We start from the raw sequence: 24,809 nt of genomic DNA on the forward strand, positions 1-24,809 counted from the left end.
CGGGCCGATGAGCGCCTCGGTGAGTGGGCCGCGGCCGCTTCGCCGCCGTGTCGAGCACGTGGACACCGACGCCGCGGGGGTGGTCCACTTCACCCGCTACGCCTCGCTCATCGAGACCGCGCTGCTGGAGGACCTGGAGGCGATGGGCGTCGGCACCCGCCTGATGAGCGAGCACCAGCTGCAGCCGGCCGTGACCGAACTACGCATGCGCTACGGAGCCGCCGCCCGTTTCCCCGACCGGATCGAGGTACGCGCCGACGTCGACCATGTGGGCGGGGCCTCATGGCGGGTCTCCGGCACGGTACGCCGCCTGCCCGATCCTCCGGACGACGGGGCCGGGCCGCTGCTCGCCTCGGGCACGCTCGTGCTGTGCCTGGTCAACGCGGCCGACGGCCGTCCGGCGCCGCTGCCCGCCGCCTTACGCGCCGCGCTGCGCGCCCAGCTGAGCGAAGAGAGGGCCGATGGCCGAGACGGGTGACTCGACCCTGGGATTCACGGAGATCAAGCAGTGGCTGCGGCACCGCCACCCCATGATCTACATCGATCGGGTGCTCGACTACGTGCCGGGAGAGTACCTGCGCAGCATGCTGTCGGTGTCCGGCACCATGGACGCCATCGCCGGGCACTTCCCCGAGCGGGGCATCTACCCCGGCAGCCACCTGGTCCAGGCCATCGCCCAGTCGGGCATCATCCTCTACCAGATGAGCACGTCGAAGCTGGCCGACGACGAACTCACGCTCATCGGCTCGGCGCACAGCCGCTTCCACCGCATCGTGGTGGTCGGAGACCAGGTGATCTTCGACGTGCGCAGCGACAGGATCATCGGCAACACCTTCCACTTCTCCTGCCGGGCGACCGTGGAGGGCGAACGGGTGGCGGCCTTCCGCGGCTCCCTCATCCGGGTCACGGTCGAGCAGCTCGGGCGGCGGCTGTGGTGAACGTCTGGGTCACCGGCATGGCCTGGTCCACCGCCCTGGGCGACAGCCTGGCCGGGGTGTGGCAGCGGCTGCTCGACGGGGACGACGGGTTCCGGGAGGTACCGTCGGAGCACCGGCTGCGCAACCCGCTCGCCGCGACCCTGGCCGACCCGTCGCCGGAGCTGAAGCCGTCATCACGGCAGCGGGCCCTGGCGGAGAGCACACTGTCGCGCGCACTCGCCGATGCCGGGCTCACGCCCCGCTCGTTGGACGTCGGCGGGCCGTCCGGGGTCGTCCCTGGCGCGGTGGTGGACCCGTACCCCGTGCTGGGCACCAGTTTCGGGGCGCATCTGGACGACGAGGACGGGGATCTGTACCAGTGGGCGGTCGACGTCGCCGCTGCCGTGGGGCTGCGGCTGCCGCCCGTCGCCGTCAGTACGGCCTGTTCGTCCGGGTCCGACGCGATCGCGGTCGGCGCCGAGGTGGTGCGGTCGGGAGCCGCCGAGGTGAGCGTGTGCGGCGCGGCCGACGTGGTCACCCCGGCCAAGCGGCTCGCGCACACCGTACTGGGCACGATGTCGCCCACCCGGCTGCGCGCGTTCGATCGCCGGGCCGACGGGACGCTGCTGGGGGAGGGCGCGGGATTCGTCGTACTCGAACGCGAGGAGTCCGCCCGCGCCCGAGGCGCCGAGCCGTACGCGGTGCTGGCCGGAACAGGGGTGGCCAACGACGGAGCGGGCATGACGGCGCCCGACCCGGCCGGCAGCGGAGTCGGCCTCTCCGTGCGGCGCTGCCTGGCCGCCTCCGGGATCGCCCCGGAAGACATCGCCGTGATCAACGCCCACGGGTCCGGTACACCTGTCAACGACGCCGCCGAGTCGGCCGCCTTGACCGGGCTGTTCGCGGGGTGCGCGGCGCCGCCTGTGGTGTTCGCGACCAAGGGGGCGCTGGGGCACACCCTCGGCGCCACCGGCGTGCTGGAGGCCATCGCGGTGGTGCTGGCGCTGCACTACGGCACGGTGCCGCCGGTCGCGGGCCTGGAAGAGGTGCTGGAGGGGTTCCCCCTTCCGGTCCCCGCCGGTCGGCCTGGCGGGCTGCGGCCCGGGGCGGGGCTCAGCCTGACGCTCGGCTTCGGCGGGTTCATCACGAGCCTGGCCTTCACCCGGGGAGCGCGGCATGTACGGTGATCGCCCCGGCCTGGCCACCCTGGCGCACGGGCTGTGCGAGACCGGCGACCTGGCGGCGGCCGGGCGCCGGACCGCCTCCTTCTACGCCGACCCGGCGGCCTGGCTCGTGGTGGCCGCGGTCGAGGCGGCGCTGGCCGGGGCACCGGAGGCGGTGCGTCGGCGGGTGGCCGAGATCGGCGCCCTGGCCGTCAGCGACCACGGGACCCGCCCCACCATGCGCTCAGTCGCCGACACGGCCGCCCGGGGCCGCGTCTCTCCGCTACGCTTCGCCGGCGCTAACCCCGGCTCGCTCGCCGGCTTGCTCTGCATCACGCTCGGCTTCCGCGGCCCCAGCCTGCTGGTGTGCATGCCGCCGGAGCGCGCGGGGCCCGTCGTGGCGCTGATCGCGGCCGGCTGGCTGGCGACGGGCCAGTGCCGCTACGTCGCCGTCGCCGAGCACAGCGAGAACAACGGTCACCACACCGTCGCCGCCCGCATCCTGGCCCCGGCAGCAGATCGCCACAACGCCGCCGCGCGGGCGCGAGCAGCGAGGCGCGGCGATGCCGATGGCCAGATCCCAGGTCCGGGATGAGCGCCGACGACCTTGGCCCGACGCTCGGCGAGGTGGAGACCTACCTTGCCGAGCGAGCCGTTGACGTCGACGGCGGTGACGGTGACGGTCGCGACGGCGGTGGCGGCGCAGAGCCTGGCTCGGCGACGCCCGTCGCGGCCCTCGCCGAGGTGTTCGCCGAGCTGACCGATCGGCTGGGGAACGTGGTGGTTCTCGCTCTGCCGAGCGGGACGGCGCTGCTGCGGTATCTGTTCGGCGCGCTCCACGGCGGAGCGGTGCCCGTCGCCGTCCCGCCCGCCATGCCCGCGGGTCGCCTGGTGGAGGTCGCCCGTCGTCTCGGCGCGCGCCTGCTGGTCACCCCGTACGGCAGGGCTGTTCCCGGTACGGCGGTCAGGCGCTTCGGCCGTACCGCTGTCGCCCCGCTCCCCGGTCCCTGGCAGTACCACGAGCCCGGCCACGTGATCATCCTGACCTCCGGGACCTCCGGTATCTTCAGCGGCTGCCTCCACCGGGCCTCGTCCCTGTTCCGGAACGCCGCCAGGCACGCCGGGGCGGTTGGGCTGCGGAGCGACGACACGATGCTGGTCACGCTGCCGCTGAACTTCTCCTACGCCCTGGTTGCCCAGGCGCTGGCGGGCCTGGTCACCGGTGCCCGCCTGGTGGTCACCGGGCCGCCGTTCAGCCCGCGGGGCTACCTCGACGCCGTACGCCGCCACGGCGTGACAAGCTCCTCGCTGACCCCCTTCCTCCTGCGGAACCTGGTGCCCGGTGCGCCGCCCCGGGGCCTGCGCATGCTCACCGTGGGCGGCGACGCCCTGCCGTCGGAGGAGGTCACCGCGCTGGTGCGGGCGCGGAGCGACCTGGAGGTGTACATCACGTACGGCCTGACGGAGGCGGGACCACGGGTCAGCACCCTGGCCGCGCATCTCGAACCCGCCCACCGGCACGGCTCGGTCGGCCGCCCACTGCCCGGCGTCGGGGTGTCCCTGCGGAACGTACGCGACGGGGTGGGGGAGTTGCTGGTGACCTCCGACACCGTGCTCGTGCGGCGGGTCGGCGCCACCGACGGCCGTACCGCTCCAGGGGAGGTCGCCACTGAGGGCCGCGCTCTCGACCGCCATACCGCTCCCGGGCAGATCGCCACTGAGGGCCGCGCTCCTGACCCCCATACCGCTTCGGCGCAGATCGCCACCGGGGATCTGTTCCGTCTCGACTCGGATGGCTATCTCTACTTCGGCGGCCGCATGGGGGACTCCTGCGTCGTGGACGGGGTCAAGGTGTCGCTGCCGTCGGTACGCCGCCTGGCCATGGGGCTGCCCGGAGTCGTGGCCGCGACCACCCGCCTGTGCCCCGGCCGCCGGACTGGGCACGCCAGTGACGATGGGCAGGGCACGCACGCGGGCGAGCACGGGCGCGGCACGTACGCGGGCGACGATCGGCGCAGCAGGTACGCGGGCGACGACGAGCACACCGAGCACGACGGGCAGCGGTTCGTCCTGGAGCTGTACATGCGCGACGCCACCGATGACGCGGTACGGCGCGTCCGGGCCGAGCTGCACCGCTTCCTGCTCCGCGCCGAACGCCCCTGCCGGATCCGGGGCATCCCCGCCCAGGAGACCGCTTACAAGTGAGCCGGCGGCCTACAAGGAAAACGGTCGCCTACAAGCGGGACGGATCATCGTCGATGTAGGCGGCCAGTTCGCGCACGGTGGGATGCTCGAAGACGGCCCGGACGGGTATCTCCACCCCGAACTCCCCGATCACCGCCGCCGCGATCCGGACGGCCATGAGCGAGTGGCCCTTCAGCTCGAAGAAGTCGTCATCGGCGCCCAGTTCCTCGCGCTCGAGCACCTCACGCCAGATCGCGGCCAGCCGCCGCTCGGTCTCGGTCTCGAACGCCCCCCGGGAGCCGGTTCCCGAGGTGAGCGTGTTCGGGTCCGGCAGCCGGTTCCGGTCGATCTTCCCGGTCGCGGTGAGGGGGAGCTTGTCGAGCATGACGTACGCGGCGGGCACCATGTACGCGGGCAGGACGGATGCCACATGGCGATGCAGGCCCCGCACATCCACCTTCGCCGCCGAGACCGGCTCCAGATAGGCGGCGGGATGCACGGTGCCCTGCTCGTCGCTGAAGACGCCGACGGCGGCCTGCGCCACGCCCGGCTCGGCCCGCAGCACGGCCTCGATCTCGGCCAGTTCGACACGGGCGCCCCGGATCTTGACCTGATGGTCGCGGCGGCCGAGGAACACCAGCGCGCCGTCGGGCCGCCTGCGCGCCAGGTCCCCGGTCCGGTACGTACGCAGGCCGGACTCGTCCATCGCCGAGAAGACCGCGGCGGTCTCCGCGGGCCGTCCCAGGTAACCGCGGGCCAGGAACCGGGTCCTGATCCAGACTTCACCCTCGTCATCGGAGGCATCCGATGCATCCGAAGCATCGGATACATCTGACGCATCGGACACATCCGAAGCATTCCACGCATCCGAAGCGTTGTCGGCTCCGCGCAGCAGGGTCTCCACCCCCGGGATGTCGCGGCCGATGGGGATGTCCCCGGCGCAGTCCGGTTCGACCAGGTGGAACGTCGCCACGGTCGTCTCGGCCGGGCCGTACATGTTGTAGACCGCCGTTCGCGGGAAATGGGCGCGTACCTGGTCCACGGTGGAGCTGTGCAACGGCTCCCCGTACAGGCTGACCGCCCGCATCCCGAGGTCGGGCGGCTCGCCCGCGCTCTCCCGGGCCAGCAGCAGGCGGCGGATGAGCGTGGGCACGCAGAACACGTGCGTCACCTCGCGGCCGTCCAGCCACGGCAGGAGCTCGGCGCCGTCGGGCTTCACCGTGGGCGGCGGGATGACGATCGCGGCGCCGGCGTCCAGGGCGCTGAGGATCTCCAGGTAGGCGGCGTCATAGCTGAGGCGGGCCAGCTGCAGCATGTGGGATCCGCGACGCAGCCCCGTCTCCGAGGCGAGCCAGCGGGCGAAGTGCAGGAGGTTCCCGCTGCGCTGGACGATGCCCTTGGGCCGGCCCGTGGAGCCCGAGGTGTAGACCAGGCAGCTGGTGTCCTGTGGCACCGTCTCCGCTCGCGGCCCGGACGGCGCGGCCGAGACGACCGCCGCCTCGTCGCCCTGAACGGTCACCACCGCGGGAGGCGACCCTGCCGCTCGGTTGCCCTGGACGGTCACCCCTGCTGGAGGCGACCCTGCCGCTCGGTTGCCCTGGACGGTCACCCCTGCTGGAGGCGACCCTGCGGCCCCTTCCGCGCCGTTCGGCGTCGTCACCAGGCCCGTCGGGTGACAGTCCTCCAGGATCGCGCGGTGGCGGGCGGCGGGCTGGTCCTCGTCGAGCCAGACGAAGGCGACGCCGGCGGTGAACGCGGCCAGCATCGCGGCGATGCCGGTCGCGCCGTCGGGCAGCGCCATCGCCACCACGTCGCCCGGACGCAGGCCCGCCGCCACCAGCGCCTCGCGGTAGCGTTCCATCCGCGTGGACAAACCGTGGTAGGTCAGGACGCCCTCGGCGGACACGACCGCCGGGCTGCCGGGGGCCTGGGCGGCGTGCTCCGCGACCCGTCGGCCGATCTCCGCGTCGAACATCATTCTCCCTCGGCGATGAGTCCCGCGGCGGCGACGCGGGTGATCTCTTGGACGACGAAAGCCTCTCCTTGCCGTACGACGAAGTGGCCGGTGGGCACCGACCCGACCGAGCAGGCGCCAGTGGTGTAGCGGCGCCACGCGGTGACGTCGTCCGGCGACAATGCCGGGTCCTCGGCGCCCACCAGGACGCGGACCGGACAGGTGAGCCGCGGCTCCACGGATGCCGCGTACCCCTGCAGGAGCCGCAGATCCACCCGCAGATCCCGGAGCACGAGCGCCTCAGCCGCCGGATCGTCCAGCGCCGCGCCCACACCCCCATCGCCGTCACGCAGGTACGACAGCAGGGCCCGATCCGCGCCGTTCGCGGCGTAGAGGTCGAGCGTCTCCGCCCAGCGATGCGGTGGCGCCGACGAGATGAACAGGCAGGCCGTGGGGGGCGTACCCGGCGCCGCCCTGGCCGTCTCGAAGGCGAGCAGGGCGCCCAGGCTCTGGCCCACCATCATGTACGGCGGCGCCACGTCCGTGAGCGCGGCCGCGATCCGGGCGGTGAACGTCGCGAGATCGGCCACGGGGGGTCCGGACCGGTCGCCAGGCCGGGGCATCCGTACGGCCAGGACCTCGACGTCGTCGGGCAGCGCGCGGGCGAGGGAGGCGTACGACAGCGCGTCACCGCCGGCGTGCGGGAAGCAGACCGCGCGCAGTGCCGCGCCGGGTCTGCGGCGCGGCGTCCAGAAACAGGCCGCCGCCGCTGACGTGCTCACGAAGCCTCTCCCGGTGGTTCGGCGGCCACGAAGAACACCATCGGCTCGCCCGGAACCGGCGCGACCGGGCCAGACACATTCGGGCCCGGTGCGGTCGGGTCGGGTGCGTCCAGGTCCGTTGCGGTCGAGCCGGGTGCGGTCGCGCCCGTTGAGGTCAGGTCCGGTGCGGTCAGCTCCGGTGCGTTCGGGGCCGGTGTGGTCAGATCCAGTACGTTCAGGGACGGGGCTTCGGCGGGGGAGGGCTCGCCGTTCCAGAGGAAGGTGCCGGGCACCAGGAAGCCGGGCAGCCGCCGGCGGAGCCGGGCGCGCAGTTCGGGCCGGGCCGGGCGGGTAGCACCGGGCACGGCGGTGAGGCGGGCTGTGAGCTCGCCGCCGTCTCCCATCGACACCTCGGCCGCCGCGACCGACGGTTCGTCGAGCAGCGCCCGCTCGATCACCTCGGCCGACACCCGGCAGCCACGCACCACGAGTTCGGCGTCCGTACGCCCCAGAACATCCAACCCGCCGACGGCCCCCATGCGGCCGAGCAGCCCCGTGGGCGTCTCGTCGAGCCAGACCTCGCCCGGCACCCCGTACGGCAACGACACCCCATGCTCGTCGCGGACCGACACCCGAACCTGCCGCGCACCCCCGCCGAGCAGCGCGTACGCCCCGGACACGGGCTGCTCGGGGTCGCCGCACAGCAGTCGCAGCACCCGCACGTAGTCATCGGCCAGCCCCGTGACCGTCTCCTCGTCGAACAGGTCGGCGTTGAAGGAGACCTCCATGACCATGTCGTCGTCGGCCTGGTCCAGGAGGTGGACCTCCAGGTCGAAGCGGGTGGCGGGCTGCGAGACGTCCCGGCCCCAGAGCCGGGCGCCGAGGTCGCCCCAGCGCGTCTCGGTGCCGTACGCCGGAGTGACCAGCATCTGGAAGATCACCTGGACCAGCGGGATGTAGGAGGGGTCGCGCCGCAGGGACAGCCGGTCGACCAGGACGTCGAAGGGCAGCAGGTCGTTGTCGTAGGCGTCGAACAGCGCCTCGCGGGCCGCGGCGAGCACCGCGAGGAAGCTCGGATCCCCGGACAGATCCATCCGTACCGGCAGCGTGCCCACGAAGAAGCCCACCGTCCCGGCGAACTCCGGCCGCGAACGCCCGGCCACGACCACGCCGATCACCAGGTCGCTCGTGCGGGAGTAGCGGGCGAGCAGGACGGCGAAGGCGGCGTAGGCGACGGTGTACGGCGTGACCCGGTGCGCCGCGGCGAAAGACCGCAGCGTGGCGGTCACGTCCACCGGCACGGGCCTGACGAGCAGGCCGCCGCGGAAGTCCTGGATCCTCGGCCGCGGCCGGTCGGCGGGCAGCGTGACGAGTTCGGGCGCGCCCGCCAGCCGCCGCCGCCAGTACGCGAGCACCCGCTCGGCCGCGGGGGAGCCGGCCAGCTCCTCCTGCCGGCGGGCGTACTCGAGGTAGCCGGCCGGCGGCGGGCCGAGGGGCCGGCCCGCGTACAGCAGCCCGAGCTCTTCGTCGATGATCGGCACCGACCAGCCGTCGATCACGATGTGATGCACGCACAGCAGGAGCACGTGCAGCTCGGGCGTGACGCGCAGGAGGTGGGCCCGGATCAGGTCGTCCCGCGCGAGGTCGAACGGCCGCGCCGACCACAGCCGGGCGAACTCCGTCGCCGCCGCGTCCCAACCAGGCTCGCCCGCGAGATCGGCCGCCGTCGACTCCAAGCCGAGATCGGTGCTGGGCAGCTCGACGTCGAAGGGGGTGCCGCTCACCACCGCGCGGGCCACCCCGCCGTCGGCGGGGAACCTCATGCGTAACGCGACGTGCCGGTCGGCCAGCGCGCCGAGGGCTCGGCGCAGCGCCGCCACGTCCAGCGGCCCGCGCAGCTCGTAGCCCCGGAAGACGTTGTACTGCGGCGAATCCGGCGCGAGCTGCTGGAGAAACCACAGCCGTTGCTGTGCGGGCGACGGCATCGGCTCGTGTTCTTCCGGCATCGTCTCCTCACCTGTGAGAGAGGCGAAGTGGCTGGTGTACCGGAGATCTCTGCAAGGAGGCTCTATCAGCCCTCCGGGCTTGTCAAGCGGCCGGTCGGCGCAGCCCCTCCAGGCAGATCTGGATGATCGGCTCGGCCAGCTCCGCCGCCGGTAGCCCGGGATCCACCAGGCACTGCAGCAGGCAGCCCTCGATGGTCCCCACGATGACGGTCGCGTGGCGCTCGTCCAGGCCCTCACGCAGCACGCCTTCCTTCGCGGCCTGGCGCAGGAGCTCGGTGATCACGGCCCGCGCGTCGCCGTAGACGGCCGCCATGTCCACCAGCGACCCCTCCGCGTCACGGGAGGCCGCCCACAGGTCGACCATGATCCGGGCGGGCTCGCGCCGCGCGGTCAGCACGCCGAGCACCTCGCGTACCATCTCGGCCAGCCGCTCCAGCGCCGGCCCGCACCCGTTGAGCGCCCGGTCGAAGATGGCGGCCGACATGGTCCGGTAGCCTTCGAAGGCGGCTTCCAGCAGCGCGTCCCTGCTGTCGTAATAGAGATAGACGCTGCCCTTGGCGATGCCCGCCTCGGCGGCGATGTCGTCGATGCGGGTGGCGGCGAAGCCCTTGCGGGCGAACACCCGCACCGCCGCGGTGAGGATCTCTTTGCGTCGCGCGGCCTTGTCGACCGTCCTGGGGGACATATGATCATTATGACTGACCAGTCAGTCAATATCCAAATCGGGATGCGGTCTGTCCGTTTCCCCATCTAGGGTGCTGACAGTGAGAGACGTACGGCTGCTGCCCAAAGCCCACCTGCACGTTCACCTGGAGAGCACGGTACGCCCCGAGACCTCGCGCGAGTTCGGCGGGCCGTCCGGGCGGGGCGGGCCGTTCGCGACGTTCCGGGAGTTCGCCGACCATCGGGCGCTGGTGCGCGGGCGGCTGCTCACGGCCGAGCACTTCCGGCGGGTGGCGCTGGAATTCTGCGAGGACGAGGCGGCCCAGGGCACGCGCTACGCGGAGGTGTCCTTCACCGCGGCCTCGCACGGCGAACGGCTCGGCGCGCCGGAGATGCCGCTGGAGGCGGTGCTGGACGGGCTGGCCGAGGGGTCGCGCCGCTACGGGATCGAGTGCCGGGTGCTGCTCGACCACTCCCGGCGGCGCTCCGTCGACCGGCTCTGGCAGACGTTGCGGCTGGCCACCCGTTACGAGGCGGTCGTCGGCATCGGGCTGGCGGGCGACGAGAGCCACCCGGTGGCCCCGTTCGCGGAGGTGCTCGACGCGGCGCGCGACGCCGGGGTGCGCCTGGTGCACCACGCGGGGGAGTTCGGCGGGCCGGACAGCATCCGCGAGGCGCTCGCCATCGGGCACGCCGAGCGGATCGGGCACGGCGTCCGCGTCCTGGAGGACGAGGCGGTGGTCGCCGAGGTGCGGGAGCGCGGGGTGCCGCTGGAGGTCTGTCCCACGTCGAACGTCCTGCTCGGCGTTGTCCCCAGCCTGGCCGAGCATCCACTGCGGCGGCTGAGCGCGGCGGGGCTGGCGGTCACGCTCAACACCGACGGCGAGACCGACCTGGCCGGCGAGTACGCGCTGGCGCGGGAGGTCTTCGGGTACGACGACGCGGAACTGGCCGGGTTCGCCCGGGCCTCGATCGACGCCTCGTTCGCCGAGGAGGAGCTCAAGGCGGAGTTGCGGGCGGGGGTGGACGCCTGGCTGGCGGACCCGGACTCGGACCCGGACTCGGCTTCGGCTTCGGCCTCGGGTCGATAACCCGCCGCGCTCGCTGACGCTGAGGAGGGGTGCGCTGACCGTCGGGGGTGCGGTCAGCGCTCGGCGTCCCCGATCAGTCCGAGTGGCTGTCCTTGGTCACCGTGCCGTCGGTCGCGTCAACCGTCATGTCCTGCTTGGACCCGTTGGGCGGAACCACGTCCACCTCCCAGACGATCTTGTCCCGGTGGCTGTCCAGGTTGATCTCGGTGATGCGGCCCCCCGGCACGGCCGCCAGGATCTTGGCCGCCGCCTGCGCGTAGTCGATCTTGGCGGCCTTGACGCGGTCGAGGTATCGGGCCTTGTCGCCGGCGTTCTCGTCGTCCTCCGCCCTTGGGCCGCTGACGACCTTGGCCTTGTCCGATTCGACGTCCATCTGGTGTTCGACGCCCTTGTCGTCGACGACCTGCACCTCCCAGAGGCCGCCGTTCTCCTCGGTCTCCATCGAGACGAGCGTCGAGCCGGGCACGGCCTTCATCGCGGCCTGCCCCACCTCCTCCAGCTTCTTCTTCTGCGAGTCGGCTTGGGCGCCGTACTTGGGCGTCTCGGTGGCGGCGATGTACGGCGTGGGAGGAGCGCCGAACGGCTCGGTCATTTGACGGGCGTCGCCCCCGCAGGCGGTCGCTGTAAGCAGCGCCGCGCCGGCCAGAGCGCCCCCGATGATCGTTTTAGTCATATGGCGACACTTATCATTTCCGCAGGTCGAACGGTGTGAACGACATGACCGACGCCGCGGCGCGGACTTGGCTGTCCGGCCCGCCGTGTCCGATAGTGGGCGCCATGGCTCCTTCCTTGATCGTCGCCATCGTGGGCGACTTCGACCCGACATTCCCTACGCACGCGGCCACGAACGACGCGCTGCGTCACGCCTCGGCCGAGCTGGGGATCGAGATCGAGATCCAGTGGCAGGCGACCGAGCCGCTGGAACGGGATCTGTCGGCCGTACGCGCCGCCGACGCCTTGTTGTGCGCGCCCGGCAGCCCGTACCGCAGCCTGACCGGGGCCGTCGCCGCCCTGCGTCACGGCCGCGAGCAGGGCGTCCGACGCTGGGCACCTGCGGCGGCTTCCAGCACATGGTGATCGAGTACGCCCGCCACGTGCTCGGGTTCGAGGACGCCCAGCACGGTGAGTACGACCCCTACGCCTCGGAGCTGTTCGTCTCCGCGCTGACCTGCTCGCTCGCCGGCAAGACCATGCCCGTCAGCCTCGTGGAGGGCTCGCGGGCAGCCGAGTTGTACGGCCTCACGGAGGTCGAGGAGCAGTACTACTGCGACTTCGGCCTGGAGCCCGGCCATCGGCGAACCCTGCACGACGGAGGATTCCGGGTGACAGGCGTCGATGAGGAGCAGGAGGCGCGGGTGCTGGAGCTTCCCGGACATCCCTTCTACGTGGCGACGCTGTTCGTGCCGCAGGCCCGATCGACACCGGAACAGCCGCATCCGCTGGTCACCGGGCTGCTGCGGGCGGCTCTTCAGAGCAGGGGCTGAGGGAGGACCTACCCGACCGTGTGATGTGCGAGCGGGTGCGGTCCGACCAGCATGGAGGAGATCGCGGGCCCGTACCCGGAGGGAAGGAACCGTCAGATGACCGAGGAGCGACCCGAGCTGCCGCGCGAGGAATGGCGCCAGTTCTTCGACAACCTGTCAAGGCAGTACGAAGGCTCGGACGTGACCGTCGAGGTGCTGAGCCGGACGTTCGGCGATCTCATGCAGGCCGAGAAGCTCCCGCTCGCCTATCTCGAGTACGACGACAAGGATGACATCTTCACCGTGGCGATAGGCGGGCGGGACGGGCGGTATCCGGTGGTGCTCGCTCACCTCATCCAGCGGCCGCAGACGATATTCGCCGATACCGTGGCGCCCGACATGCCCCGGGCCTTCGACATCGTGGACGCGGAAGGCACGCAGACGATCATCATGCTCCACGATCCCGCGGTGTGGAGCGGCGCGCCGACCTTGTGACCTCAGCTCAGCGCCCCGTCGGCGCGCCGCATGATCGAGGCGATGGCGGCCGGGTGCGTGAGGTGCGGGTGGTGACCGGTGCCCGGGATGGTCGTGACGGTGGCCGGGCCTGGGTCGGCGATCAGCGGATCCAGCTGCCCGGCAACGAGGTGGACCGGGACCGACACCGTCTCGCTGAGCAGGGCTTGGAGAGCGGCGCGTTCGGCGGGCTGGTTCGCGTCCCGGAGCAGGCGGGCCGTACGGTGGGCGACGCCAGGCCGGTGCAGCTGGGTGGCGGCGCTCGCCACGGCCCGGCGGGCTTCGTCCGAGGAAGTGCCATCGCCGAGGAGCGAGGTCGCGAGACGGTCGGCGGAGATCCTCTTGAGGAGCGGCGTGGCGAGCGCCGGTGTGCGGAGCGGTCTCGGGGCCGCCTCCTGGAGGAAATAGGGGGAGACGAGGACCAGGGCACTGAGGCGATCGGGATGGGCGGCGGCGTAGCGGAGCGCCGGTGCGGCGGCCGCGGAGTGGGCGACGATCACGGGCCGGGTCCGTACGGGCGCCAGCAGATCGGTGAGCCAGGCCAGCGGGGTGGCCGAGGTGGGGGCCGAGCGGCCGAGTCCCGGCAGGTCGGCGACGAGGGCGGGTGCTCCGTCCAGTTCGCCGAGCACGCCCTGCCAGGACTCGCCGTCGAGGGGGAGTCCGTGCAGGAGTACGAAGCCGGGCGAGGTCCTGTCCCCGGCGACGTAGGTACGTGATCCGCCGACATCGTGGAAGCCGCCGGGAAGCACGGCCGGAGCCGTCCCGAACCGGTCCGCCACCAGCCGATCGGCCCAGCGGCGCAGCGCGGTCTCGACAGGCGGCTGCCGGAGCCCGGCCGCCTCGGCGACCCGCTCGGCTGAGGCGGTGTCGTAACGGTCCTCGGTCAGGAAGGCCAGGGTCTCGGGGTTGGCTCCGGTCAGCGCGGCCGGGAGGCGGCGAATCAGGGACACGGGCACGAGGGTTTTCGGCGCGCGTACACCCAGGTGGGCCGCGAGCAGGCGCACCAGTTCGGGCAGGTTCGGGGTGTTCTCGTCGAGCACCCAGTGCAGGCCGCCGGGCTTCGGGTCGTGCTCGGGGATCGCGGCCATGAACGACGCGAAGTGATCCACGGTCTCCACGGGCACGAACGTGCGGGCGGTTCCCGGTAGCGCGGGAAGTCGGCCGTTCCACAGGTCGCGGACCACCTCGGCCAGGCCGATGTACTGCCCGGCCTCGCCCGTGGTCGAGTGACCGATCACGGTGCTTGGATTCACCACGGTCAGTGGGACCCCCAACTGCTCCGCGACGACTCGTACGGCGGCGTCCGCCTCGGTCTTGGAGCCTTCATAGGCCCCTTGGCCTCGGTAGAGCTCCGCCAGCTCGGCTTCCGGGAGCGGGTACCGCTCTCGCGGGCCCAGCCCGACCCGGTAGCCCGACACGTGGATCAGCCTGCGCAGGCCGGGCCGGGTCGCGGCCCAGCGCAGCACGTTGAGGGCGCCCTCGACGTTGACCGTCCTGGCCTCCTCGCGCCCCAGCCCGAACCGGTAGACGGCGGCGGCGTTGACGACATCCCGTACCCCGGCGAGCCGCTCGTCGTCCACCGCGCTCAACCCCAGACCCGGACCGCCCGTGAGATCACCGGCCACGACCATGAGCCGCTCGACGTCCGCGCCATGACCTTGCAGCCAGGCTGGCAACTCGCCTCCGCCACCCGCACCCGTACGGTCCCGAGTCGGTTCGCGGATGACGGCCGCGACCGTGCGGCCCTGTTCCAGCAGGCGCAGCACCGTCCACCTGCCGATGAAGCCGGTCGCCCCGAACACCACCGCGTCCGGCTCGCTCCCCGAAGTCTCGCCCATCTCACATTCCTCTCTAGACCGATCTACATAATCTGTGGACAACAAAAAACGCCCGACCTCCAGCGAAAAGGATCAGGCGGTGTCGAGCAGTTTGGCGATACGTCGGCTGGTCTGTTCGATAGGGGTCCGGCTGCGACCGGCGCGGGCCAGCACGAGCGCGCCCTCGATCAGGGCGAGCACCGTAGCCGCGAGCTCATCCGCCTCGGCCGTGTCATGACCATCGGCCCGGAGGGCGTCGGCCAGCGCCCGCTGCCAGCCCGCGTAGATGTCCCCGCAGATCGGCTGCAGGACGTCGTTGGTCGCGGCGACCTCCAGGGCCACCGTCGCCACCGGGCACCCCTTGGCGTAGTCGGCGGCCACCATCCTGTCGGCCAGCGCCGCCATCAGCGCCCTGACAAGATCGCGGGAGCTGGGCGCCGTCGAGGCCAGCTCGACCACGATGCCGTCGACCTCGCGCCCGGCGGCGGCCAGGGCCTCGCTGACCAGCTGGTCCTTGCCGCCGGGAAAGTGGTGATAGAGCGACCCTCGAGGAGCTCCCGCCACCGCGAGCACCTCATTGAGCCCGGTGCCGTGGTAGCCCTTGGCCTCCACCAGCGTCCGAGCCGCCTCGATCAGCCGCGCCCGCGTCTCATCACCCTTGACCGCCACGCCACCGAGAATAGACCGATCTGCATAATTCGCAAATCATCCCATGCCGACGATGGTCTTCACGATGTCGCGCGGCGGGTCGGCCAGCCCGCGTGCCACGGCCTGGGACAACGGAACGGTCTGCGTCGGCAGCCGATCGACCCGGATCTGCCCGCCGTGCAGCAGAGCGACCGCGGCCCGCAGGTCGGTGTCCCATCGGTGGGAGGCCGACCCCACGACCCGCTTCTCGCCCAGCACCACGTCCAGGGTGGGAAAGGCGGCCGGGTCCGGCGACACGCCGAGCAGGACCACGCTCCCGCCGCGCCGGCACAGCGACAGCGCGCTCTCCACCGCGGCCGCCGGCCCCGCGCTCTCCACCACCGCGTCGGCGCCGCGCCCATCGGTCAACTCGCGTACGGCTTCGAGGGCGGCCTCCGGCGCCACGCCGACCAGGCCGAACGACCGGGCCAGCGCGCGGCGGCCCGCATCCGGGTCGACCGCGACGACCGTCGCCGCGCCCCGGCACCTGGCCACCTCGGCGACCAGCAGGCCGACGGCCCCGGCGCCGACGACCGCGACCACGGCCCCGGACACGTCGCCGGCCTTGTCGAGCGCGCGGACGGCGACCGCCGCCGGCTCGGCGAAGACCGCGACGGCGGGGGGCAGGCCATCGGGCAGCGGGACACAGCGCGCGGCCGGCGCCACCAGGTATTCGGCCAGGCCGCCGTCGTCCTGCAACCCGAGCGCCGCGCCACGCTCGCACAGCGGGTACTCGCCGCGGGTACACCACCAGCAGTGGCCGCAGCCCAGCACGACGTCCGGCACGACCGCGGTGCCGGGGGCGAGGCTCACGCCGGGGCCGGCCTCCGCCACCACGCCGACGACCTCGTGCCCCAGGGTGAGCGGCGCGGTCCGGCCGGTCAGCGGGTGCGGTTCGACCGGCACCACGACCGGCCCGAACCGGTATTCCTCGATGTCACTGCCGCACAGGCCGCACAGCGTGACCGCGATCAGGACCTGGCCGGGACCCGGCGCGGGCACCTCGGTCTCGACCAGCCGCACGTCGCCGCGCCCGTACCAGCGCAGCGCCGCCATCCGCCCCCTGCTCGCGGCCGGTTCGCCGACCACGCTCACGGCCGGGTCCCGGACAGGCGGGTGGTGACGTCGGCGCGTTCGGTGAGACCGGGGGCGAGCTCCACCCCCAGCCCCGGTCGTCCCTCCAGGCTCACCCAGCCATCCTCCACCAGCGGCAGGCCGGTCGCCAGCTCTTGGTACCAGGTGTGCTGGAACGCCCGTACGCTCTCCTGGATCAGCGTGTTGGGCTGGCTCAGGGCGAGATGGACGCACGCCGCGAAGGAGATCGGGCCGGTGCAGTCGTGCGGCGCGAAGGGGATGTCGTACGAGTCGGCCAGCGCGGCGATCTTGCGAGCCTCCGTGAGCCCGCCCGCCCAGCCCATGTCGATGATCGCGACCCGGATCGCCGATCGCTCCAGTAGCGCGCGGAAGGACCGCTGCCCGGTCAGCGTCTCGCCGGTGGCCAGCGGCGCGGACGTCGACGCCTGCAGCGTCGCGTAGGAGTCGTGGCTGTCGGCTCGCAACGGGTCCTCCACCCAAAACGGATCGAACCGCTCCAGCTCGCGCACCAGCCCGACGGCCGCGTACAGGCTCCACAGCCCGTGCAACTCGACCATGACCTCCATCTCGGGCACGGCGTTCTTGATCTCGTCGAGCACCCGCAGACCGGCGCGCAGGTCCGCCCGGTCCAGCCGCATGCCGCCGGTACGCTCGGCCGCCTGGTCGAAGGGCCACACCTTCATGGCGCGGAAACCCTCCTCCCACAGGGACTTGGCCAGCTCCGCCGGCCGCTCCAGGAAGCCCCGCAGATCGTCGTACGCCGACGCCGCCGCCAGCCCCCAGTTGGACACGGCCTGGCGCGGCTCGTTCTTGATGTAAGAGGAGCCGGCGCAGGTGTTGTAGACGGGGAGGCGGTCGTGGAAAGGCCCGCCGAGCAGGCCGGACACCGGCTGCCCCGTGGTCTTGCCCAGCAGGTCCCACACGGCGAGGTCGACCGCGCCGTTGCCGCGCGTCTCCACGCCGCTGCCCTGGAAGCCGACATGGCCGGTGAGCAGCCGGCGCAGCCGCTCCGGGCCGGGCACCGGCGCGCCGACGAGGAGGGGTGCGACGGTCTCGTGCAGGTAGGCCTCGACCGCCTCGGCCCCGAAGAACGACTCGCCGAGGCCGGCGTGCCCGTCGTCGGTGTGCAGTCGCACCAGCAGCACGTTGGGCTGAATCGAACAGCGGATGGTCTCCAGTCCGCTCACGACGGCTCGGGTACTCATGATTCCAGGACCGTATCTGGTAAGACCAGTAATCCGCAAGAAACAAATCACTCCCTTGACAGTGGCGCTACTGCCAGCAAAGCTCTAGCAATCTGGTAAGACCACAGTCCGGACGGATGTTGAGAACTATGACGTTGACCGGCAGACCTCTGGCGATCACCATGTGGGACTTCTCCTGGCTCGAACGGCGCTGGGACGGCGCCGGGTACGAGGACTGGGACCGCGCGCTGGACGAGCTCGTCGAGCGCGGCTACGACGCGGTGCGCATCGACGCCTTCCCCCACCTGGTGGCGGCCGATCCGCGGCGGACCTGGCGCCTGCTGCCCGTCTGGCACTTCGAGCAGTGGGGCGCGACCGAGCCGGTGTCCGTGCGGGTGCTGCCCGAGCTGCTGGAGTTCATCCAGGCGTGCGCGAGCAGGGGTCTGCGGGTGGCGCTGTCCTCCTGGTTCCGCCGGGACGAGCTCGACACCCGGTCCCGGATCCGGACCGCCGCCGACCTGGCCGCCGTCTGGGACCTCACGCTCACGGCCATCGAGGACGCCGGTCTGGCCGACGCGATCTACTTCGTCGACCTGGTGAACGAGTGGCCGCTGGCGATGTGGGCGCCCTTCCTGTACGGCAACGACGCGGACGCCGCCGCGCTGTCCCGAGCGGACGAGCGGGTACGAAGCTGGACGCGCGAGGCGATCGGCACCCTGCGCGCCAAGCATCCGCGCCACCGCTACACGCTGTCCTTCGCCACCGAGACCACCGGCGCCGACGGTGAGGACCTCACCGAGCTGGACCTGCTCGAACCACACGTGTGGATGACGCCGCAGGCCACCGGCTTCTACGACGAGATCGGCTACGACCTGGAGCACTCCCAGTTCGACCCGCGCGCCTACGAGCCGCTGTCCGGCCCGGCCGAACGCCTGTACCGGGCCGACCCGGGGCGGTGGGCCGGCGGCCTCACCGACCACATCCAGCGCGTCGCCGAGTGGTCGCGGTCGGCCGGCAAGCCGCTGGTTACGACCGAGTGCTGGGCCATCGTCAACTACAAGGACGGGCCGGGCCGGGACTGGGGCTGGATCAAGGAGCTGTGCGAGGTCGGGGTACGCGCCGCGCTGGCCACCGGCCGCTGGGAGGCGCTGTCGACCAGCAACTTCTGCGGGCCGCAGTTCGCCGGAATGTGGCGTGACGTGGCCTGGCACCGCGGCATGACCGACGCCATACACGCGGGGGCAACCGAATTCACCGCCGTTCCGTGAACGGCCTTCTCCGTGAGCGGCCCTCTCTCTCCGAGCGGCCCCTTCCCTGAGCGGCCCCTTCCCTGAGCGGTCTCACCCCACAACGGCTCGTGTCCTGAGAGGAACGAACACATGAGTGCCATCCCCCGTCGAGACCTCCTGCGCGGCGCCGCCCTGCTCACGCTCGGTGGCGCGGCGAGCCAGCTCACCCTGACCGGGTGCGGGTCGTCCGAGGAGCAGGCCGGCTCCAGCAAGACCGGGCCACAGGGCCAGGTCGTCGTCTGGATGCACGAGGAGCCCGCCAACACCAAGTACTTCAACGCCAAGATCGCCGAGTACCAGAAGCAGTTCCCGAAGGTGTCGATCAAGCCGCTGTACGTCCCGATCGCCAACCTCGACACCAAGCTCTCCACGGCGTTCACCACGGGCGCGCCGCCCGACCTGATCAAGGTCGGCGCCTGGACCCTCGCCGAGCGGGCCTCGAAGCAGCAGCTCGCGCCGTTGCCGCCGGCGGAGTTCGGCGCCGCGTCCATCGACGCGCTCAAGGGGAAGTTCGAGGCCAACGCGTTCGCCGCGCTGACCTACGAGGAGCAGGTCTACGGCACGCCGATCGACTTCAACTCGGTCCACCTGTGGTATCGGCGCGACCGCTTCGAGAAGGCGGGGCTCGACCCCGACAAGCCCCCCACCACCTGGGAGCAGGTCGCCGAGTTCAGTCAGAAGCTCACCAACGCCGACGCCTCCCAGGTCGGGCTCCAGTGGCAGCTCGCCGACAACATCTGGGCGATGCTGAACTTCATCCCGCTGATCCGCGGACTGGGCGGGCAGATCATCGACGAGAGCTCCCGGCGCGGCACGCTGAACACGCCGGAGGGCATCAAGGCGCTCGAATACTACGGCAGCCTCGGCAACCCGAAGCTGAGCGACCCGGTCGGCGCGTTCGGCCTGTTCGCCAAGGGCACCTCGGCCATGCTGATGTCCGGCCGGTTCACCTCGAGCCTCATCCCGGCCATCAACCCCAACGCGAAGCTCGGCCAGACCTTCGACAGCGCCCTCGTGCCCAGCTGGGAGGGGAAGGAGAAAGTGGCCGCCGGCTACTCCTGGGGATGGTTTGTCGCCAAAAAGGCGAAAAATCCGTACACGGCGTGGCATTTCATTAACTGGCTGCTTAACGGGGACAACGTCAACCAGCAGCTGGCCGCCACCGGCCTGGTCACGCCGACGGCCGGCTGGCAGAAGCTGCCCGCCGCGAGTGACAAGGCCAGCCAGCAGCTGGAGCAGCAGATCCCGTACACCGACTTCGGCCCGGTGCTCCCGCAATGGACCGAGACGATCAAGGCGCTGCTCGACGCGCTCGAATCGGTGATCCACAAGCAGGCGCCCGCCCAGCAGGCCGCGACCGCCTTCGACGCCGCGGTGGGACGGATCCTCAAGTGATCGGCAGCAAGGCCCGCACCATGAGCGCGGTCGAGGCCCGCGCCGGCGCGGGCCTCGCCGCCCCGGCGATCGTGTACTTCGTGCTGTTCTGGGCGTTGCCCGCGCTCGCCGCCCTGTACCTGAGCTTCACCTCGTACGACCTCTCCGGCACCCCGCAGTGGGTCGGGCTCGACAACTACCGCGAGATGGTGACGAGCGACGAGTTCTGGAGCAGCGTGTGGGTGACGCTGCTGTACACGGTCTTCGCGGTGGGCCCGACGATCGTGATCGCGCTGGTCGTGGCCGTGCCGCTGGCCAAACCCGGCAGGTTCCGTGCCTGGCTGCGCGGGCTGGTCTTCATTCCCGCGGTGATGCCGCTGGTCGGCGCCACCGTACTGTGGCAGGTGATCTACTCGACCGGCGGCCTGGCCGACGCGCTCGCCGGCGCGGCCGGGGCCGGCCCCCGGCCCTGGCTCACCGACTCCGACTACGCCATCTGGGCGCTGCTCGTGATGGTCATCTGGAAGTACGTCGGCCTGTACGTGATCATCTTCGTCGCCGGGCTGCAGGCCCTGCCCGCCAACGTCTTCGAGGCCGCGGCCATCGACGGCGCCCGCACGCTGCGTACCTTCTTCCTGGTCACCGTGCCGCTGCTGCGCCGGACCTTCACCTTCGTGATCGTCGTGGCGGTCACCGGGGCCATGCAGTCCTTCGTGCCCGCCTACTTGCTCACCAAGGGCGGACCGGTCAACGCCACCCAGGTGCTGCCCCTGTACCTCTACAACAACGCGTTCTCCTTCTCCCGCTTCGGCTACGCCTCCGCGATCGCGATCGTGCTGCTGGTCGTGCTGCTGGTGTTCGCCTTCACCCAGTTCACGTTGGTCAGGAGTGACGAGGAATGAGCGGACGAATGAGAATCGGCCGGTCGCTCAGCGCCGTGGCCCTCATCGGCTTCGTGGCGCTGATGCTGCTCCCGCTCTACTCCATGATCGTGCTCGCGTCGGCGCCGGACGACACCGACCTGTCCGGGCTGCGGTTCACCGGTTTCGCGCTGTTCGGCAACATCGGCGAGATCATGTCCGACGGCCGGTTCCCGCGCTACCTGATGAACAGCGTCCTGATCGCGTCGGCGGTCTCCGTGCTCGACGTGGCGATCTCGGCCGCCGCCGGGTACGCGCTGGCCCGGCTGCGCTTCCCCGGCCGGGCCGCCCTGCTCAACCTGGTGGTCGTCGCGCTGTCCCTGACCCCGGCGATCGTCATGATCCCGGTGTTCGTCATGCTCAGCGAGATCGGCTGGCTCAACAGTTACCAAGGGCTGATCGCGCCGTTCGCCGCCAGCGCGCTGGGCGTCTTCCTGGTGCGGCAGTTCGCGCTGGGCATCCCCGTGCAGATGCTGCACGCCGCGCGGGTGGACGGCGCCAGTGAGCTGCGCATCTTTCTCCGCATCGCCGTACCGCTGCTGCGGCCGGCGCTGCTCACCGTGCTGCTGCTGCAGTTCCTCGCCCAGTGGGACAACCTGATCTGGCCCTTGATCGCGGCCAGTGAGCAGGACCTGTGGACGCTGCCGCTGGCGCTGTCGTCCTTCGAGGGGGAACACGGGATCGTCTACCACCTCCAGACCGCGGCGGCGCTCATCTCGATCCTGCCTCCGCTCGTCCTGTTCTCCTTCCTGCAGCGTTACTACGTCTCAGGTCTCACCCTCGGAGGGGTCAAACGATGACCGACGGCATCCGCGTCGAGCGGGTCACCAAGCGCTACGGCAACCAGGTGCTGTTCGCCGACATCGACCTGCACGTACGGGACGGGGAGTTCCTGGTGATCGTCGGCCCGTCCGGCTGCGGGAAGTCCACGCTCATGCGCATCGTCGCCGGCATCGAGCCGGTCAGCGCCGGCCGGGTGACGGTGGGCGGGCGGGACGTCACCCACGCTCACCCCGGCGACCGCGGGATCGGCATGGTCTTCCAGGACTACGCCCTGTACCCGCATCTGAGCGTCGAGGGCAACCTGGCGTTCGGGCTGCGCGCCCACCACGTGCCGAAGGAGGTCATCCGTCAGCGGGTGGCCGACACCGGTCAGGCCCTCGGGCTCACCGACCAACTCAAGAAGAAGCCCGGTCAGCTCTCCGGCGGCCAGCGGCAGCGGGTCGCGCTCGGCCGCGCCATGATCAGGGAGCCGGCCGCGTACCTGATGGACGAGCCGCTGTCCAACCTGGACGCCGCGTTGCGCGTGCAGATGCGGGCCGAGCTGATCGAGTTTCACCGCCGCACCCGGGGCACCGTCCTGTACGTGACGCACGACCAGGTCGAGGCCATGACCATGGGAGATCGGGTCGCGGTGCTCAACGAGGGCGAGTTCGCGCAGATCGGCACCCCGGCCGAGATCTACGAGAAGCCGGCCAGCGTGTTCGTCGCCACGTTCCTCGGCAGCCCCCGGATGAACCTGCTCGACGCCACCGTACGCCCGGCCGACGCGCACATGGAGCTGACCAGCGGCGAGCTGAGCTGGCGGCTGCCGCGCGAGGGATTGCCCGCGGACCTGCCCGAGTCGGTGCGGATCGGCTTCCGGCCCGAGTCGGTACGGCTGCCCGTCGACACCGGTACTCCAGCCTATGAGCTGGCGGCGACCGTGTCGTACCGAGAGAACCTCGGCAACGAGAGCATCTTCCACCTCCGCGACAGCACCGGACGGACCATCATCGCCCGCCTGCCGCCCCGCAGCGGGCCGCGCGACGGCGAACACGCGACCTTCCAGGTGCCGCTCGCCGATCTTCATCTCTTCGGCCCTGATGGGCGGGCGTGCTGGCACGGCACCGAACTCGCCGACGACGGCCAGCCGCTACCGTGGTCGGCATGACCGCTGGGCGGGGGAGAAAACCGTCGACGACGAACCTCGGCACACTCATCGCCGTACTCGAGAACCGGATCCTGACCGGACAGTGGGCACCCGGTGCCCGGCTGCCGTCCGAACGCGATCTGGCGGCCGAGTTCACCGTCAGCCGCCCCGTCATCCGGGAGACGCTGAAGGCCCTGCAGGAGCGCGGGCTGGTCGAGGTCTCGCCGCAGCGCGGCAGCTTCGTCCGCCAGTACACGGCCGAGAACCTGATGCGGCCGATGAACCTCGCGGCCCGCGCGGCGGGCGTCACGGCCCGGCAGCTCATGCGGGCCCGCGTCATGCTGGAGACCGAGGCCGCCGGCCTGGCCGCGACCAACGCCACCAAGCAGGACCGGACCGACCTGCTGCGGATCCACCAGCTGTTCGCCCAGCCGGGCAACGTGCACGCCAGGGCACGCGTCGACCTCACCTTCCACGAGACCATCGCGCGGGCCTCCGGCAACCCGGTGATCCACATGATGTTCACCGCGATCCAGGACCTCACCTACGGCCTGATGCTGCGCAGCCTCAGCGACCGCGAGGTACGCGCCGCCGGTGAGCCCCTGCACACCGTGATCCTGGAACACATCCTCGACCGCGATCCCGACGGGGCCCGCGAGGCGATGCGACGGCACCTCGACATCGCCGGAGACCTCTATGGGCCGGACATGGACACGAGCCTGGCCGAGGTCATCGAACACCAGCTCGCGGCGCCCTCGGCCGAGCTTTTGGCCGACGACAACGTGACGGCGGACTCCACACCCGCCTGACACGTCACCATGGCACCGCCGTGTGGAGATGATGTAGGAGACCAGCGCCGGGGCTGCGCGCCGCGCTGGAGCATGCCTGCGCCGAAGCGGCCTGGCCCCCGACGTACGCGCCGAGACCGACGACCTGGCCCTGCTGGCCGAATTGGTCGAGCACGGCTTCGGCATCGCCGTCATGCCGCGCTCGGCCGCCCGGCGTCTGGGCCCGCGTCTGGTCACGCTCCCCCTGCGCCACCCCGCCCCGGGCCGCCCTCTGACGCTGATCTGGCGCCGGGACCACGTCACCGCCCAAGCCTCCCGTCACCGGCCATCGGTAGGGCAGACCGGCCGCCGCGCGGCCCAGCACACCCCGGTGCCTGTACGGGCTTGTACGGATGATTCGGCCAGGGCTTCACCGGCCACCGCGTTCTCGTCAGCGTGGTTCCGGCAACCACCCGTCGCGGAGCGCATGGGCTTCGCGCGAGCAGAGAGGGGAACCCCGTTGTCCAGACTCGTCAAGGTCGCGTCCGCCGTGGCGGCGCTGTCCGGAGTTCTCGCGCTGACGGTCACGGCGGCCCAGGCCGTGGCCAGCTCCCAAACAGGCACACAGACCAGCGCGCAGTATTTCACCGGCGAGAGCGGCCCCTGGACCGCCCAGACCATCGGCGCCTGGGGGAACATCCCGACGGCGTCCGTCAACATCACCGTGCCCACGGGGACGACGCGGTTCGTCGACGCCCGCTTCACCGCCGAGTCCGTCTGCGTCGGCACAGCCGGCGCATGGTGTTCCGCGCGCATCGTCGTGGTCAACTCCGCCGGGACGACCACCGAGCTGCAGCCGGTCGCGGGCACGGACTACAAGTTCGACAGCCCCGACGGCGCCGAGGAGGCGCATGCCCTCGAGCGTTTCTCCCCCTCTCTGGGCCCCGGCACCTACACGGTCCGGGTGCAGGCCCTGCGCATGTCGGGCATCAGTCAGTTCATCCTCGACGACTACGCGTTCACGGTCGGTCTCGTCGAGCCCTGAGGCG

The 24,809-nt window shown here is 71.6% G+C and carries 25 protein-coding genes and 1 pseudogene; 17 read left to right on the plus strand and 9 right to left on the minus strand.

Going from position 1 to position 24,809, the window contains the following annotated elements:
- The first annotated feature begins 7 nt into the window (after nucleotides 1-7).
- Genes ACGFJ2_RS46345 through ACGFJ2_RS46365 form a run of 5 tightly spaced genes read left to right on the plus strand, consistent with a single transcriptional unit; the run spans nucleotide 8 to nucleotide 4,285 of the window.
- The gene (locus ACGFJ2_RS46345; protein WP_393479524.1) at nucleotides 8-478 is read left to right on the plus strand and encodes an acyl-CoA thioesterase; all 471 of its coding nucleotides are present in this window, start codon (nucleotides 8-10) and stop codon (nucleotides 476-478) included.
- A complete protein-coding gene (locus ACGFJ2_RS46350) occupies nucleotides 462-938 on the plus strand; it encodes a 3-hydroxyacyl-ACP dehydratase FabZ family protein (protein ID WP_393479527.1) in 477 nt (158 codons plus the stop codon). Before ACGFJ2_RS46345 ends, ACGFJ2_RS46350 begins: the two co-directional genes overlap by 17 nt.
- Nucleotides 935-2,104 carry a beta-ketoacyl-[acyl-carrier-protein] synthase family protein gene (locus ACGFJ2_RS46355; protein WP_393479530.1) on the plus strand — a complete coding sequence of 390 codons (1,170 nt, stop codon included), beginning with the start codon at nucleotides 935-937 and terminating at the stop codon, nucleotides 2,102-2,104. Before ACGFJ2_RS46350 ends, ACGFJ2_RS46355 begins: the two co-directional genes overlap by 4 nt.
- Nucleotides 2,094-2,675 (plus strand): hypothetical protein, encoded by a 582-nt coding sequence (locus ACGFJ2_RS46360; protein ID WP_393479533.1) that lies wholly within the window; start codon nucleotides 2,094-2,096, stop codon nucleotides 2,673-2,675. Before ACGFJ2_RS46355 ends, ACGFJ2_RS46360 begins: the two co-directional genes overlap by 11 nt.
- Nucleotides 2,672-4,285, plus strand: a complete 1,614-nt coding sequence (locus ACGFJ2_RS46365) for an AMP-binding protein (protein ID WP_393479536.1) — start codon at nucleotides 2,672-2,674, stop codon at nucleotides 4,283-4,285. Before ACGFJ2_RS46360 ends, ACGFJ2_RS46365 begins: the two co-directional genes overlap by 4 nt.
- Nucleotides 4,286-4,313: 28 nt before the next feature.
- On the opposite strand, the gene ACGFJ2_RS46370 is transcribed toward ACGFJ2_RS46365, so the two are convergent.
- The 4 genes from ACGFJ2_RS46370 to ACGFJ2_RS46385 form a co-directional block, all read right to left on the minus strand.
- Entirely contained in the window at nucleotides 4,314-6,242 is a 1,929-nt protein-coding gene (locus ACGFJ2_RS46370; protein ID WP_393479538.1) for an AMP-binding protein, read from the minus strand.
- Nucleotides 6,239-7,000: an alpha/beta fold hydrolase gene (locus tag ACGFJ2_RS46375; RefSeq protein ID WP_357951908.1), complete on the minus strand. Its 762-nt coding sequence runs from the start codon at nucleotides 6,998-7,000 to the stop codon at nucleotides 6,239-6,241. The genes ACGFJ2_RS46370 and ACGFJ2_RS46375 overlap by 4 nt, the downstream gene beginning before the upstream one ends.
- Nucleotides 6,997-8,985 carry a condensation domain-containing protein gene (locus ACGFJ2_RS46380; protein WP_393479541.1) on the minus strand — a complete coding sequence of 663 codons (1,989 nt, stop codon included), beginning with the start codon at nucleotides 8,983-8,985 and terminating at the stop codon, nucleotides 6,997-6,999. The genes ACGFJ2_RS46375 and ACGFJ2_RS46380 overlap by 4 nt, the downstream gene beginning before the upstream one ends.
- Nucleotides 8,986-9,067: 82 nt before the next feature.
- A complete protein-coding gene (locus tag ACGFJ2_RS46385) occupies nucleotides 9,068-9,670 on the minus strand; it encodes a TetR/AcrR family transcriptional regulator (protein ID WP_393479543.1) in 603 nt (200 codons plus the stop codon).
- Between the two features lie 79 nt (nucleotides 9,671-9,749).
- Here ACGFJ2_RS46385 and add point away from each other — a divergent pair, with 79 nt between their 5' ends.
- Nucleotides 9,750-10,739 (plus strand): adenosine deaminase, encoded by a 990-nt coding sequence (gene add / locus ACGFJ2_RS46390; protein WP_393479546.1) that lies wholly within the window; start codon nucleotides 9,750-9,752, stop codon nucleotides 10,737-10,739.
- A gap of 73 nt (nucleotides 10,740-10,812) precedes the next feature.
- Here the strand turns inward: add and ACGFJ2_RS46395 are convergent, their stop codons facing one another.
- Nucleotides 10,813-11,412, minus strand: a complete 600-nt coding sequence (locus ACGFJ2_RS46395) for a PepSY domain-containing protein (RefSeq protein ID WP_393479548.1) — start codon at nucleotides 11,410-11,412, stop codon at nucleotides 10,813-10,815.
- Between the two features lie 104 nt (nucleotides 11,413-11,516).
- Here ACGFJ2_RS46395 and ACGFJ2_RS46400 point away from each other — a divergent pair, with 104 nt between their 5' ends.
- The 3 genes from ACGFJ2_RS46400 to ACGFJ2_RS46410 all read left to right on the plus strand — a co-directional run bounded on the left by ACGFJ2_RS46400 (nucleotide 11,517) and on the right by ACGFJ2_RS46410 (nucleotide 12,697).
- Complete coding sequence (locus tag ACGFJ2_RS46400; protein ID WP_393479551.1) at nucleotides 11,517-11,816, plus strand: hypothetical protein; 300 nt, start codon at nucleotides 11,517-11,519, stop codon at nucleotides 11,814-11,816.
- Complete coding sequence (locus ACGFJ2_RS46405) at nucleotides 11,810-12,223, plus strand: hypothetical protein (RefSeq protein WP_393479554.1); 414 nt, start codon at nucleotides 11,810-11,812, stop codon at nucleotides 12,221-12,223. The genes ACGFJ2_RS46400 and ACGFJ2_RS46405 overlap by 7 nt, the downstream gene beginning before the upstream one ends.
- A 96-nt stretch (nucleotides 12,224-12,319) precedes the next feature.
- Complete coding sequence (locus tag ACGFJ2_RS46410; protein ID WP_357951919.1) at nucleotides 12,320-12,697, plus strand: DUF5335 family protein; 378 nt, start codon at nucleotides 12,320-12,322, stop codon at nucleotides 12,695-12,697.
- Nucleotides 12,698-12,699: 2 nt separating this feature from the next.
- Here the strand turns inward: ACGFJ2_RS46410 and ACGFJ2_RS46415 are convergent, their stop codons facing one another.
- The 4 genes from ACGFJ2_RS46415 to ACGFJ2_RS46430 form a co-directional block, all read right to left on the minus strand.
- Nucleotides 12,700-14,553, minus strand: coding sequence for an alpha/beta fold hydrolase (locus ACGFJ2_RS46415; RefSeq protein ID WP_393479556.1), 1,854 nt, complete (start codon nucleotides 14,551-14,553; stop codon nucleotides 12,700-12,702).
- 72 nt (nucleotides 14,554-14,625) lie between these two features.
- The gene (locus ACGFJ2_RS46420; protein ID WP_357951923.1) at nucleotides 14,626-15,201 is read right to left on the minus strand and encodes a TetR/AcrR family transcriptional regulator; all 576 of its coding nucleotides are present in this window, start codon (nucleotides 15,199-15,201) and stop codon (nucleotides 14,626-14,628) included.
- 36 nt (nucleotides 15,202-15,237) lie between these two features.
- The gene (locus tag ACGFJ2_RS46425; RefSeq protein WP_357951925.1) at nucleotides 15,238-16,314 is read right to left on the minus strand and encodes an alcohol dehydrogenase catalytic domain-containing protein; all 1,077 of its coding nucleotides are present in this window, start codon (nucleotides 16,312-16,314) and stop codon (nucleotides 15,238-15,240) included.
- The gene (locus ACGFJ2_RS46430) at nucleotides 16,311-17,519 is read right to left on the minus strand and encodes a mandelate racemase/muconate lactonizing enzyme family protein (RefSeq protein ID WP_357951927.1); all 1,209 of its coding nucleotides are present in this window, start codon (nucleotides 17,517-17,519) and stop codon (nucleotides 16,311-16,313) included. The genes ACGFJ2_RS46425 and ACGFJ2_RS46430 overlap by 4 nt, the downstream gene beginning before the upstream one ends.
- Nucleotides 17,520-17,647: 128 nt before the next feature.
- On the opposite strand from ACGFJ2_RS46430, the gene ACGFJ2_RS46435 reads away from it, so the two are divergent.
- From ACGFJ2_RS46435 to ACGFJ2_RS46470, 8 genes and pseudogenes are all read left to right on the plus strand, one after another.
- Nucleotides 17,648-18,766 carry a cellulase-like family protein gene (locus ACGFJ2_RS46435; RefSeq protein WP_393479560.1) on the plus strand — a complete coding sequence of 373 codons (1,119 nt, stop codon included), beginning with the start codon at nucleotides 17,648-17,650 and terminating at the stop codon, nucleotides 18,764-18,766.
- A 111-nt stretch (nucleotides 18,767-18,877) separates the two neighbouring features.
- Entirely contained in the window at nucleotides 18,878-20,182 is a 1,305-nt protein-coding gene (locus tag ACGFJ2_RS46440) for an extracellular solute-binding protein (protein ID WP_358186386.1), read from the plus strand.
- The gene (locus ACGFJ2_RS46445; RefSeq protein WP_393479563.1) at nucleotides 20,179-21,063 is read left to right on the plus strand and encodes a carbohydrate ABC transporter permease; all 885 of its coding nucleotides are present in this window, start codon (nucleotides 20,179-20,181) and stop codon (nucleotides 21,061-21,063) included. Before ACGFJ2_RS46440 ends, ACGFJ2_RS46445 begins: the two co-directional genes overlap by 4 nt.
- Before the next feature lie 8 nt (nucleotides 21,064-21,071).
- Nucleotides 21,072-21,881 (plus strand): carbohydrate ABC transporter permease, encoded by an 810-nt coding sequence (locus ACGFJ2_RS46450; RefSeq protein WP_357951933.1) that lies wholly within the window; start codon nucleotides 21,072-21,074, stop codon nucleotides 21,879-21,881.
- Complete coding sequence (locus ACGFJ2_RS46455; RefSeq protein ID WP_357951935.1) at nucleotides 21,878-23,014, plus strand: ABC transporter ATP-binding protein; 1,137 nt, start codon at nucleotides 21,878-21,880, stop codon at nucleotides 23,012-23,014. The genes ACGFJ2_RS46450 and ACGFJ2_RS46455 overlap by 4 nt, the downstream gene beginning before the upstream one ends.
- Nucleotides 23,011-23,802, plus strand: coding sequence for a FadR/GntR family transcriptional regulator (locus tag ACGFJ2_RS46460; RefSeq protein ID WP_357951936.1), 792 nt, complete (start codon nucleotides 23,011-23,013; stop codon nucleotides 23,800-23,802). The genes ACGFJ2_RS46455 and ACGFJ2_RS46460 overlap by 4 nt, the downstream gene beginning before the upstream one ends.
- Nucleotides 23,803-23,926: 124 nt before the next feature.
- Nucleotides 23,927-24,031 (plus strand): annotated as a pseudogene (locus ACGFJ2_RS46465) (hypothetical protein); the annotation flags it as partial.
- Nucleotides 24,032-24,280: 249 nt separating this feature from the next.
- Nucleotides 24,281-24,805: a hypothetical protein gene (locus ACGFJ2_RS46470; RefSeq protein ID WP_393479567.1), complete on the plus strand. Its 525-nt coding sequence runs from the start codon at nucleotides 24,281-24,283 to the stop codon at nucleotides 24,803-24,805.
- Nucleotides 24,806-24,809 lie beyond the last annotated feature (4 nt).

It is taken from the genome of Nonomuraea sp. NPDC049028 (assembly GCF_043197735.1).
Taxonomy (GTDB): Bacteria; Actinomycetota; Actinomycetes; order Streptosporangiales; family Streptosporangiaceae; genus Nonomuraea.

What these genes read in the sequence shown, in the direction of transcription:
- ACGFJ2_RS46460 (WP_357951936.1), top strand. Translation starts at nt 23,011, where the DNA reads ATGACCGCTGGGCGGGGGAGAAAACCGTCGACGACGAACCTCGGCACA.
- ACGFJ2_RS46385 (WP_393479543.1), bottom strand. Translation starts at nt 9,670, where the DNA reads ATGTCCCCCAGGACGGTCGACAAGGCCGCGCGACGCAAAGAGATCCTC.
- ACGFJ2_RS46380 (WP_393479541.1), bottom strand. Translation starts at nt 8,985, where the DNA reads ATGCCGGAAGAACACGAGCCGATGCCGTCGCCCGCACAGCAACGGCTG.
- ACGFJ2_RS46395 (WP_393479548.1), bottom strand. Translation starts at nt 11,412, where the DNA reads ATGACTAAAACGATCATCGGGGGCGCTCTGGCCGGCGCGGCGCTGCTT.
- ACGFJ2_RS46370 (WP_393479538.1), bottom strand. Translation starts at nt 6,242, where the DNA reads ATGATGTTCGACGCGGAGATCGGCCGACGGGTCGCGGAGCACGCCGCC.
- ACGFJ2_RS46455 (WP_357951935.1), top strand. Translation starts at nt 21,878, where the DNA reads ATGACCGACGGCATCCGCGTCGAGCGGGTCACCAAGCGCTACGGCAAC.
- ACGFJ2_RS46440 (WP_358186386.1), top strand. Translation starts at nt 18,878, where the DNA reads ATGAGTGCCATCCCCCGTCGAGACCTCCTGCGCGGCGCCGCCCTGCTC.
- ACGFJ2_RS46365 (WP_393479536.1), top strand. Translation starts at nt 2,672, where the DNA reads ATGAGCGCCGACGACCTTGGCCCGACGCTCGGCGAGGTGGAGACCTAC.
- ACGFJ2_RS46450 (WP_357951933.1), top strand. Translation starts at nt 21,072, where the DNA reads ATGAGAATCGGCCGGTCGCTCAGCGCCGTGGCCCTCATCGGCTTCGTG.
- ACGFJ2_RS46400 (WP_393479551.1), top strand. Translation starts at nt 11,517, where the DNA reads ATGGCTCCTTCCTTGATCGTCGCCATCGTGGGCGACTTCGACCCGACA.
- ACGFJ2_RS46415 (WP_393479556.1), bottom strand. Translation starts at nt 14,553, where the DNA reads ATGGGCGAGACTTCGGGGAGCGAGCCGGACGCGGTGGTGTTCGGGGCG.
- ACGFJ2_RS46410 (WP_357951919.1), top strand. Translation starts at nt 12,320, where the DNA reads ATGACCGAGGAGCGACCCGAGCTGCCGCGCGAGGAATGGCGCCAGTTC.
- ACGFJ2_RS46405 (WP_393479554.1), top strand. Translation starts at nt 11,810, where the DNA reads ATGGTGATCGAGTACGCCCGCCACGTGCTCGGGTTCGAGGACGCCCAG.
- ACGFJ2_RS46430 (WP_357951927.1), bottom strand. Translation starts at nt 17,519, where the DNA reads ATGAGTACCCGAGCCGTCGTGAGCGGACTGGAGACCATCCGCTGTTCG.
- ACGFJ2_RS46345 (WP_393479524.1), top strand. Translation starts at nt 8, where the DNA reads ATGAGCGCCTCGGTGAGTGGGCCGCGGCCGCTTCGCCGCCGTGTCGAG.
- ACGFJ2_RS46360 (WP_393479533.1), top strand. Translation starts at nt 2,094, where the DNA reads ATGTACGGTGATCGCCCCGGCCTGGCCACCCTGGCGCACGGGCTGTGC.
- ACGFJ2_RS46435 (WP_393479560.1), top strand. Translation starts at nt 17,648, where the DNA reads ATGACGTTGACCGGCAGACCTCTGGCGATCACCATGTGGGACTTCTCC.
- ACGFJ2_RS46350 (WP_393479527.1), top strand. Translation starts at nt 462, where the DNA reads ATGGCCGAGACGGGTGACTCGACCCTGGGATTCACGGAGATCAAGCAG.